The following is a 3,174-nucleotide window of genomic DNA, read 5'->3' on the forward strand; positions in this document are numbered from 1 at the left end:
CCAGCGAGAACCTTGAAAACTGCATAGCAACAAAAATTCTGTCAGGTAGATAGCTAAAAGCTGATGGCTTTAAGCTAAGTATCACAGACGCCAAATGTAAGAAAATGTGGTCAAGCGAACAAGGGCTTATGGTGGATACCTAGGCACACAGAGGCGAAGAAGGACGTCGCGACCGACGATACGCTCCGGGGAGCTGGAAGCAAGCTGAGATCCGGAGATGTCCGAATGGGGCAACCCCAAGAACAGCCTGTTGAATATATAGACAGGCATGAGCCAACCCAGTGAACTGAAACATCTTAGTAGCTGGAGGAAAAGAAATCAAAAAGAGATTCCCCGAGTAGCGGCGAGCGAAACGGGAAGAGCCTAAACCAACTGTTATTACAGTTGGGGTTGTGGGACAGCGATATGGAATCCGTACTGCTAGACGAAGCCATTGAATGTGGCACCCGAGAAGGTGAAAGTCCTGTAGTCGAAAGTAGAAAGATACTAGCTGTATCCCGAGTAGCATGGGGCAGGTGAAATCCCGTGTGAATCCGCGAGAACCATCTCGTAAGGCTAAATACTCCTGTGTGACCGATAGTGAACCAGTACCGCGAGGGAAAGGTGAAAAGAACCCCGGAAGGGGAGTGAAATAGAACATGAAACCGTAAGCCTACAAGCAATGGGAGGACGATTCAACGTCTGACCGTGTGCCTGTTGAAGAATGAGCCGGCGACTTACAGGTCGTGGCAGGTTAAGGTGAAAAGCCCGAGCCAAAGCGAAAGCGAGTCCAAAAAGGGCGAATATTGTCACGAGTTGTAGACCCGAACCCGGGTGATCTAACCATGTCCAGGATGAAGCTTGGGTAACACCAAGTGGAGGTCCGAACCGACCGATGTTGAAAAATCGGCGGATGAGGTGTGGTTAGGGGTGAAATGCCAATCGAACCCGGAGCTAGCTGGTTCTCCCCGAAATGTGTTGAGGCGCAGCGGTGATGGTTTAAATCTGGGGGTAAAGCACTGTTTCGGTGCGGGCTGCGAGAGCGGTACCAAATCGAGACAAACTCTGAATACCAGAAGTACACATCACCAGTGAGACGGTGGGGGATAAGCTTCATCGTCAAGAGGGAAACAGCCCAGACCACCAGCTAAGGCCCCAAAATGGTCACTCAGTGATTAAGGAGGTGGAATTGCAAAGACAACCAGGAGGTTTGCCTAGAAGCAGCCATCCTTGAAAGAGTGCGTAATAGCTCACTGGTCAAGCGATTCTGCGCCGAAAATGAACGGGGCTAAGTGACCTGCCGAAGCTGTGGGATATGTAATTTATGTATCGGTAGGGGAGCGTTCCATATGGTGAGAAGCACTAGCGGCAAGCAGGTGTGGACTGTATGGAAGTGAGAATGTCGGCTTGAGTAGCGCAAACTAGGGTAAGAATCCCTAGCCCCGAAACCCTAAGGGTTCCTCCGGAAGGCTCGTCCACGGAGGGTTAGTCAGGACCTAAGGCGAGGCTGAAAAGCGTAGTCGATGGACAACGGGTGAATATTCCCGTACTGAAGCGGATTTGTGCAGAGGGACGGAGAAGGCTTACATCAGCCGGCGATTGGTAGTGCCGGTTTAAGCCATCAAGGTGTTGAGGTCTGGAGAAAACAGACTGAGCCAAGAGGCGAGTACGAGAGTCTACGGACTCGAAGTGATAGGAGTCAAGCTTCCTAGAAAAGCTCGGTGGCACGTTAAATCCGTTTTACCTGTACCCGAAACCGACACAGGTGGGGTGGTAGAGAATACCGAGGGGCGCGAGATAACTCTCTCTAAGGAACTCGGCAAAATGGCCCCGTAACTTCGGGAGAAGGGGTGCCCACCTAAGACGTGGGTCGCAGTGAAGAGTCCCAGGCGACTGTTTACCAAAAACACAGGTCTCCGCTAAGAAGTAATTCGACGTATGGGGGCTGACGCCTGCCCAGTGCCGGAAGGTTAAGGAAGTTGGTTAGCTCTTCGGGGCGAAGCTGACGACCGAAGCCCCGGTGAACGGCGGCCGTAACTATAACGGTCCTAAGGTAGCGAAATTCCTTGTCGGGTAAGTTCCGACCCGCACGAAAGGCGTAACGATCTGGGAGCTGTCTCGGAGAGAGGCTCGGCGAAATAGGATTGTCTGTGAAGATACGGACTACCTGCACTTGGACAGAAAGACCCTATGAAGCTTTACTGTAGCCTGGAATTGGGTCCGGGCTTCGCTTGCGCAGGATAGGTGGGAGGCGTTGAACTTGACCTTGTGGGGTCAAGGGAGCCAATGGTGAGATACCACTCTAGCGAGGCTAGGATTCTAACCTTGAACCGTAATCCGGTCAAGGAACCGTTTCAGGTGGGCAGTTTGACTGGGGCGGTCGCCTCCTAAAAGGTAACGGAGGCGCGCAAAGGTTCCCTCAGGCTGGTTGGAAATCAGCCAAAGAGTGTAAAGGCAAAAGGGAGCTTGACTGCAAGAGGGACAACTCAAGCAGGGACGAAAGTCGGCCTTAGTGATCCGACGGCACTGCATGGAAGGGCCGTCGCTCAACGGATAAAAGTTACTCTAGGGATAACAGGCTGATCTCCCCCAAGAGTCCACATCGACGGGGAGGTTTGGCACCTCGATGTCGGCTCATCGCAACCTGGGGCGGAAGTACGTCCCAAGGGTTGGGCTGTTCGCCCATTAAAGCGGTACGTGAGCTGGGTTCAGAACGTCGTGAGACAGTTCGGTCCATATCCGGTGCAGGCGTAAGAGCATTGAGAGGAGCCTTCCTTAGTACGAGAGGACCGGGAAGGACGCACCGCTGGTGTACCAGTTATCGTGCCAACGGTAAACGCTGGGTAGCCAAGTGCGGAGCGGATAACCGCTGAAAGCATCTAAGTGGGAAGCCCACCTCAAGATGAGTGCTCTCACCACTAAAAGTGGGTAAGGTCACGGGCAGAACACCCGTTAATCGGCGCTAGGTGGAAGGGCAGTAATGTCTGTAGCCGAGGCGTGCGAACCGACCGAGGGCTTGACCTCAAACATCTAATGAATCTATGTTGCTATGCAGTCTTGAAGGTTCAACACCCTTCCTGGTGCTATTGGCGCGATGGCTCCACTCCGACTCCATCCCGAACTCGGTTGTGAAACGTTGCTGCGGCGAAGATACTTTGGGGGTTGCCCCACGGGAAAATAGCTCGGTGCCAGGTC

General features: G+C 53.1%; 2 rRNA genes. Both read left to right on the forward strand.

The annotated features are described in order from the left end of the window. Nucleotides 1–108: 108 nt before the first annotated feature. A 23S ribosomal RNA gene (locus AC5JL3_RS33000) occupies nt 109–3,003 on the forward strand. A 52-nt stretch (nt 3,004–3,055) separates the two neighbouring features. Beyond that, a 5S ribosomal RNA gene (rrf, locus tag AC5JL3_RS33005) occupies nt 3,056–3,173 on the forward strand. The last annotated feature ends 1 nt before the right edge of the window (nt 3,174 follow it).

This window comes from Symplocastrum torsivum (assembly GCF_059505465.1).